Annotated in this window: 8 protein-coding genes; 6 read left to right on the forward strand and 2 right to left on the reverse strand. The window is 68.8% G+C overall.

Features of this window, described 5'->3' with window-relative positions; translation table 11 throughout:
- Positions 1–10: 10 nt before the first annotated feature.
- From Q0627_RS17400 to Q0627_RS17420, 5 genes are read left to right on the forward strand one after another with little or no spacing between them, the layout of a single operon-like run.
- Positions 11–1,189 carry a hypothetical protein gene (locus Q0627_RS17400; protein WP_298811664.1) on the forward strand — a complete coding sequence of 393 codons (1,179 nt, stop codon included), beginning with the start codon at positions 11–13 and terminating at the stop codon, positions 1,187–1,189.
- A 12-nt stretch (positions 1,190–1,201) separates the two neighbouring features.
- The gene (locus Q0627_RS17405) at positions 1,202–1,885 is read left to right on the forward strand and encodes a hypothetical protein (RefSeq protein ID WP_298811666.1); all 684 of its coding nucleotides are present in this window, start codon (positions 1,202–1,204) and stop codon (positions 1,883–1,885) included.
- Positions 1,886–1,887: 2 nt separating this feature from the next.
- Positions 1,888–2,163: a hypothetical protein gene (locus Q0627_RS17410; RefSeq protein ID WP_298811668.1), complete on the forward strand. Its 276-nt coding sequence runs from the start codon at positions 1,888–1,890 to the stop codon at positions 2,161–2,163.
- Between the two features lie 4 nt (positions 2,164–2,167).
- Entirely contained in the window at positions 2,168–3,427 is a 1,260-nt protein-coding gene (locus tag Q0627_RS17415) for a hypothetical protein (protein WP_291020743.1), read from the forward strand.
- Positions 3,424–4,107 carry a hypothetical protein gene (locus Q0627_RS17420; protein ID WP_298811670.1) on the forward strand — a complete coding sequence of 228 codons (684 nt, stop codon included), beginning with the start codon at positions 3,424–3,426 and terminating at the stop codon, positions 4,105–4,107. Before Q0627_RS17415 ends, Q0627_RS17420 begins: the two co-directional genes overlap by 4 nt.
- A gap of 74 nt (positions 4,108–4,181) precedes the next feature.
- On the opposite strand, the gene Q0627_RS17425 is transcribed toward Q0627_RS17420, so the two are convergent.
- Positions 4,182–5,063 (reverse strand): tyrosine-type recombinase/integrase, encoded by an 882-nt coding sequence (locus tag Q0627_RS17425; protein WP_291020715.1) that lies wholly within the window; start codon positions 5,061–5,063, stop codon positions 4,182–4,184.
- 537 nt (positions 5,064–5,600) lie between these two features.
- On the opposite strand from Q0627_RS17425, the gene Q0627_RS17430 reads away from it, so the two are divergent.
- A complete protein-coding gene (locus Q0627_RS17430; protein WP_298811672.1) occupies positions 5,601–6,344 on the forward strand; it encodes an SDR family oxidoreductase in 744 nt (247 codons plus the stop codon).
- A 16-nt stretch (positions 6,345–6,360) separates the two neighbouring features.
- On the opposite strand, the gene Q0627_RS17435 is transcribed toward Q0627_RS17430, so the two are convergent.
- A complete protein-coding gene (locus Q0627_RS17435) occupies positions 6,361–6,666 on the reverse strand; it encodes a Uma2 family endonuclease (RefSeq protein WP_298811674.1) in 306 nt (101 codons plus the stop codon).
- Positions 6,667–6,726 lie beyond the last annotated feature (60 nt).

The following is a 6,726-nucleotide window of genomic DNA, read 5'->3' on the forward strand; positions in this document are numbered from 1 at the left end:
GGCCTGCGCGATGACGTCATCGTTGCAGCCGGTGCAGGACTGGTACGACGATCCGCCCGACCGTGACCTGACCGGTGGCGGGTTGCCGTTGACGGTGCCGTTCGTGTTGCCGTCACGGCAAACGCAGGAACGGTTCGACGACAACACATCCTACGATCGGCTCGACACCTCGCGGGTGCCGTCGGTGACCGGTGGTCTGCCGATCGATACGAATGTGGCGAACCTGCTGGCCGGGCCTGGTGGGTTGACGACGAAACCGAACATGCTCTCGGCGATCGGTGCCGCGTTCGATCCGCTGATGGGGATGCTGACGGTGGTCCAGGTGGACCTGGCCGCTCAGCAGGCCACGGTCAACGATCATTCGCAGTCCATCACCGAGCTGCGCGAAGCGTTCAACCAGCTGATCTTGCAGGGCAATGCGCTCGTGTTCACTTCCAACAACACCTACACTCCGTCGGCGGGGGTCCTGTCGGTGGATGTGATCCTGATCGGCCGCGGTGCCGGCGGTGCCGGTGGGACCGCGTCGGCGGTCAACGGTGGCCCCGGCGGCGGTGGCGGTGGTGGTGGTGAGGTGCACGTCAACATCCCGGCCACGCTGCTGCCCAAAGATGGTGAGGATTTCGCGTCGATCGAGATCACGATCGGCGCCGGCGGTGCCCGCGGCACGGTCGGCAACCCCGGTACCGGTGGCGGTGACACCGTGTTCGGTGGCGGTCTGCTGACCGCTGGTGGTGGTCAGGGCGGGATGACCGGTACGTCGACCGCGCCGGGTGTCGGTGGTGTCGGCGGTGCCGGGATGATCCCGGGCGGTGCCGGCGGTTCGGGTCGGGTGTCCTCGGGCAACGGCTGGCCAGGTGGGAACTCCACGAGCGCCTACGACCTGCACGGCGGCGGTGGCGGTGGGGGTGGCGGTACCGACGGTGGTGGTGGCCGGATCGGTGGGCCCGGCGGTATCGGCGGGATCTCTGCCGGCGGCACATCGGGGAACACCGCGACTCGTGATGGGCATCCGCCGTCGTCGATCGTGGCGACCGGTGCCGGTGGTGGTGCCGGTGGCTGGTCCGGCGGGGACGCCGGTAACGGTGCGTTTCCCGGCGGGGCTGGGGGCGGGGGGCGGGGGGGTGCCACCGGGACCGCCGGGGGGGGCCGGGCCGCCGCGGTCATGTTCATCATCGAGCCCCCGGCCTGACACATGGGTCTGGTGTCGCACACGATTGTGTTCACCGCCGACGGGCTGTACTACCCGCCGACCGGGTTGCGGTCGTTGCAGGTGATTCTGCGCGGCGGCGGCGGCGGCGCCGGCAAGGGTGGTGGGGGTGGTGGTGCGGCTGTCGCGACCCGCAAGATCGGCGGCACCGACCTGACCCGCACCGGCGGCGTATATGACCCGGTCGAGGTGGTCGTCGGTGCCGGTGGTGCCGGGGGGACGACCGGTGCACCTGGTGGCGCATCGTCGTTCGGGGATCTGGTGTCGTGCCCTGGCGGCGAGGGTGGCACCGCCGATGGTGTGGTCGCCGCCGTGGGGGGGTTCTCGGTGATGCGTGGCGGTGCCGGCGGATCGCAGGCGCTCCCCAACGGGGGTGATGCGTCCTCGGGGCCGGTGCGGTTGCTCGCCGGCGGTGGCGGCGGCGGATACCCGGGAGGTCCCGGCATCGGTCGCGGCGGCGCCTCAGGGTTGGTGCCCGGCGGTACCGGCGGCGGCGGAGCCGGGGTGTCCTGGCCGCCGCTGTGGGAGGTCGCGCAGTCCGGGTCCGGTGGGTCCGCGTACTCGGCGGGCACCGGCGGCGCCGGAGGTTTCCCCGCCGGCGGTGGCGGCGGAGGGTTGACCGGCGGCGAGGGTGCCGCCGGTGTGGTGACGGTAGTCGAACTAGTCCAGGAGACATAGCTATGGGAGTTGCGTACGAGGTGGGGCAGGTGTCCGGGTTCGCCGGGCCGGCAACAGTTTTCCGACTGGACCCGACTTTGGCGGGCCACGAGTTCGTGACGGTGTGGGTGCAGGATGTGTTCGGCGCGCAGGGCCCGGAGGCGGTGGTGGTCGCCGCTGTCGATGCCTCGGGGGCGGCGAAGTCGATGACCCGGCTACCCGGCTCGTACGTCGCGGCATCGCCGACGGTGTCGGGGGCGTTGTGGCTCAACGGATATCAGATCAGCGCAGGAGAATAGAACGATGGCGCTCAAGAAGAACTGGCAGTCCGGTGACACCGTCTACGGCACCGACCTCAACGCCATCGCCACCGTCGCCGACGCCGCGTACAAGAAGCCCGGGACCGGGATTCCCGAGACCGACCTCGCGGCCGCGGTCCAAACCAAACTCAACGCAGGCGGTGGTGGTGGTGGCACTGTGTCGTCTGAGGACATCACCGATGCCACGGCCGTCGGTAAGGGCCTGATCGTCGCGGCGAACGCGGCCGCGGCAAGGTCGGTGATCGGTGCGGGCACATCGAATCTGGCGTTGGGGTCGTCGAGCTCGACGGCGTGCCCGGGTGACGATGAGCGACTCTCCGATGCGCGTCCCCCGACCGCGCACACCCATGACGTCGACGACATCGACGCATCAGGGACACCGTCGTCGACGACGTACCTGCGTGGTGATGGTGTCTGGTCGACACCACCAGGCGGCGGTGGTGGTGGCACCGTCTCGTCTGAGGACATCACCGATGCCACGGCCGTCGGTAAGGGCCTGATCGTCGCGGCGAACGCGGCCGCGGCAAGGTCGGTGATCGGTGCGGGCACATCGAATCTGGCGTTGGGGTCGTCGAGCTCGACGGCGTGCCCGGGTGACGATGAGCGACTCTCCGATGCGCGTCCCCCGACCGCGCACGGCCATGCTGGTTCTGACATCACCTCGGGCACCGTCGGGTACGCCCGGCTGCCGGTGGGGACCGCCGCCAATACCGTTGCGGCCGGTAATGATTCCCGGTTCACCGATACCCGAACCCCGACTGACAATTCGGTGACGTCGGAGAAGATCGTTGACGGTGCGATCGTCAACGCTGACATCAACGCGGCGGCGGGCATCTTCGGCTCGAAGCTCGCGGCCGCGGTGCAGACCTCGCTCGGGTTGGCCGACACTGCGGTGCAGCCGGCAGGGCTGTCGTCGGCGATCGCCACCGCTCAGCAGGTGGCGGTGAACGCTCAGACCGGAACCAGCTACACACTGGTGCTGGCCGACGCGGCGAAGGCGGTCGAGTGCGCGAACGCGGCCGGGGTGACGGTGACGGTGCCGCCGCACGCCTCGGTAGCCTTCCCGGTGGGGTCGGTGCTGGAGGTGGTACAGACCGGTGCCGGTCAGGTCACCCTGGCGCCCGGCGCGGGCGTGACCCTGAATGCGGCGGTTGGGTTGAAGTCGGCCTCTCAGTGGGCGGTGATGACGCTGCGCAAACGCGGGACCAATGCGTGGATCGTGGCCGGGGACGTGACGGCGTGATCCCGGCGACCCGGTTCCGTGCTGGCCGCCGGTCGGTGCCGTCGGGTGAGGACGCTGAGTTCATCGGCTCCGCGGCGGCGTCCGCGACATCGGTGACACTGCCCGAGCATCAGGCCGGGGACTTCCTCCTGATCGTGGCACTCACGACCTTCGCCTCGTCCGGGTCGGTGCAGCCGACACTCCCTGCCGGGTGGACACAGGTCCGCGCCGACACCGGCGGCATCTCCAGCTACGGCAAAGCCACCATCGGATACCGGATCGCCGCTTCGGGGGCGGAGGCCTCGGGCACCTGGACCAACGCCAACACCGTCATCGCAGTCGTCTGCCGAGGAGTCACCGGCATCGGCGCCACCTCGTACGCCAACGCCGGCAACGTCGGAGCAACCCCGCTGGCCCGCGCGGCGGCCACGGTCAACGCGTCCTCGCTGGTGCTGCAGGTCGCGCACGCCGGTGACTGGTACGTCCAGGCCACCGACATCGCCGCCCCGTCAACCTCACCGGCCACCGACCTCCTGGCACACACCCACACCGGGGCGCTCACCCGCACCGAGGTGTGGGACTCCGGTGGTCCGGTCGGCGGCACCACCATCACCGCCAGCTCACAGGCCATCACCTGGAGCCCCAACACCGACTACGGCACCCGGTCGTGGATGACATGGATCATCGAACTCACCATGTGACATTCACCTGAAACCCAATCACCCGAATGTCACGCGGCCCGACCGCGGATCAGCGACAGGCCGGCGATGGCGGGCTACGCAGCATGCATCATCGCGGCGCGTACCTCGTCGTCGTCGACGGCTGTGTATCGCTCGGTGGTGGCGACGGACGAGTGGCCGAGCAGAGTTTGGACGGCGCGCAGGTTCCGGCTGCCGCGGTAGGCGCGTGTGGCGAATCGGTGGCGCAGGGTGTGGGCGGTCCAGGTGCCGGGCATGGCGTCGGCGCAGAGTTCGCCGACGCGTCGGGGTGAGAGGTGGCCGTCGATCTTGCCGGGGAACAGCCATCCGCGTCGGCCGGCGCCGGGGGTGTGCCAGTGTGGGCCGGTCTCGATGATGTCGGCGAGTTCGTCGGCGATGGGGATGACGCGGACCTTGCCGCCCTTGCCGTGTACGCGCAGCATGGCGCCGCGGTCGCCGTCTTCGAGGTCGTCGGTGTGCACGGTCGCGATCTCGGCTCGGCGTAGTCCGAGTTCGGCGCCCAGACGCAGCATGAGCAGGATTCGCCGGTCCGTGGTGGCGATCGCTCGGTTGACGACGCGGTCAGGTGCCGGCCGCGGTGCGGGGTTCGCGACAGAGATCTTCGGCAGGTGGCGTGCGGGGTCGGTGTCGAGTCGGCCGCTGGTCACGGTCCACGCGAAGAACGCAACGAGTGCGTTGCGGTGGCCGCGTCGAGTGTCCAGCGCCCAGCGGGCGGCGGCGAGGTACTCGATGATGCGATCGGCGGTGACCTCACCGGGCAGGCCTTCGACGGCGCGCGCGAATCGTTCGAGCTGCTGCCGGCGGGTGTTGATCGTCGTGGCTGGCCGGCCGATCGCGGCGAGGTAGATCAGCCAGGCGCTGATCAGCGGCGCCCAGTGCTCGGGGACGGGTTTGGCGCGGCCGGTGTTGTGGGTGGGTTGCGTCGTGTACGAGTTCATGAATGTGAATCCTGTGACATTTGATGCGGTCTTGACCAGAGGTCGTGCGCACTTCGGGACGATGGTCTTTTCTCTGCCGGATCCGGCAGTGACCAGGGTGTTGCATGGCCGATCGTCATCGGACGGGCCGTATGTGGTCAGGGTGCACTTGCTCGACGAGCCCGTTGTCCCATCGCACGCGGACGTGCGTGCGGTAGACGCGAGACACCCGGCCCACCAAGTCGATGCTGCTGATGCCACTGATGCCGACATACCGGACGCGTTGGTGCGTGTGGTAGTCGTCGGAAACGTACATCCGTGCCCCCCTCACGACGCGCGCCGACCGGGTTTGGACGGCACAACCACCGGTTTGGGGTCCGGGCGCTTGAATGGGACGACCTTGCCGGTCGTGGCCGCAGCCTGCTGATCGGACTGAGCGACAGAAGGTTTGGGGTTCGAATCCCTACGGGCGCACCATACGAATACTCCCCTCCGACGATACTCGGAGGGGAGTATTCGTGTCGGTCGTAGCCTGGACCTGTGAAATAGTCTGGACCTGTGAAAGCAGTGATTCTCGGTGCGAGTGGTTTGATGGGTGGCTTGGTCGGCAGGCGGCTGGAGGAGTCGGGGGCCGATGTGGTGCGGGCCCACCGGGGGAGTGGTGTCGACGCGGTAACCGGGGTTGGGCTTGCCGATGCGATTGTCGGCGCCGATGTCGTCGTGGACTGTCTCAACGTGACCACGAGCTCGGGACGCAAGGCGATCGGGTTCTTCGCGGCGGCGGCCGGCAACGTCAGTCGTGCCGTCGACGCTGCCGGTGCCCGGCTGGTCTGCCTGTCGATCTGCAATACCGCCGACCCTGCCGTCAACAAACGTATGGGTTACTACCGCGGCAAGGCTGCCCAGGAACGGGTGTACCGCGAGAATCTGGGCGACCGCGCCACGGTCGTCGCAACCACCCAGTGGTTCGAGTTGGCGGCCACCATGCTCGATCGGTTGTCGGCCGGGCCGATCGCGATGGTGCCGCACATGCTGACCGCGCCGCTCGCCGCCGTCGACGGCGCCGCAGTGATCGCTGATACCGCGCTGGGCGAGGCGCACCAGGGCAAGACGCTGGTGACCGTGCGCGGTCCGCAGCGGCTCGACCTCGCGGACGTGGGGCGGGTGCTGCGCCGGCAGCAAGGAAAACGCGCCCCCGTCGCCATCAACTTCGGCGGCCCGGCCCTCCGTGACGGTCGCCTTATCCCCGATCCTGCCGACGTCGTTACGGAAACCACGCTGGAGCAGTGGCTCGCGTTTTGATCACGCGGGAGTCGGGTTACCAGGCGACGTCCGGGATCGCGGCGTCGATCGGGAACGGGTGATCGGTCAGGATGTGGTCGCGGTGGATGCCCGTGGGTGTGTACACGGCGTCGGGGGACAAGGCGAAGGTGTGGATCACCATCGCGTCGTCGTCGTTCTCGACGCGCCAGAAGACCGGGATTTCGGCTTCGGCGTATTGCACAGGGCGGAATTTGCGGTCCTTGGTCTTGGTACGTGGCGACACCATCTCTACCGCGAGGCTGATATCGGCGGGCACGAACGCGTAGCTGGCGGCGGCGACGGCGGTGCGTGAGACGGCCATTAGGTCCAATACCGTTCAGTTAAGGTCGTTGAGGGTGTAGCCTGGTGGTGTGCCGCGTGC

The sequence above is a fragment of the uncultured Gordonia sp. genome, from assembly GCF_937858515.1.
Lineage (GTDB): Bacteria > Actinomycetota > Actinomycetes > Mycobacteriales > Mycobacteriaceae > Gordonia.

What these genes read in the sequence shown, in the direction of transcription:
- Q0627_RS17400 (WP_298811664.1), top strand. Translation starts at nt 11, where the DNA reads ATGACGTCATCGTTGCAGCCGGTGCAGGACTGGTACGACGATCCGCCC.
- Q0627_RS17410 (WP_298811668.1), top strand. Translation starts at nt 1,888, where the DNA reads ATGGGAGTTGCGTACGAGGTGGGGCAGGTGTCCGGGTTCGCCGGGCCG.
- Q0627_RS17415 (WP_291020743.1), top strand. Translation starts at nt 2,168, where the DNA reads ATGGCGCTCAAGAAGAACTGGCAGTCCGGTGACACCGTCTACGGCACC.
- Q0627_RS17425 (WP_291020715.1), bottom strand. Translation starts at nt 5,063, where the DNA reads ATGAACTCGTACACGACGCAACCCACCCACAACACCGGCCGCGCCAAA.
- Q0627_RS17435 (WP_298811674.1), bottom strand. Translation starts at nt 6,666, where the DNA reads ATGGCCGTCTCACGCACCGCCGTCGCCGCCGCCAGCTACGCGTTCGTG.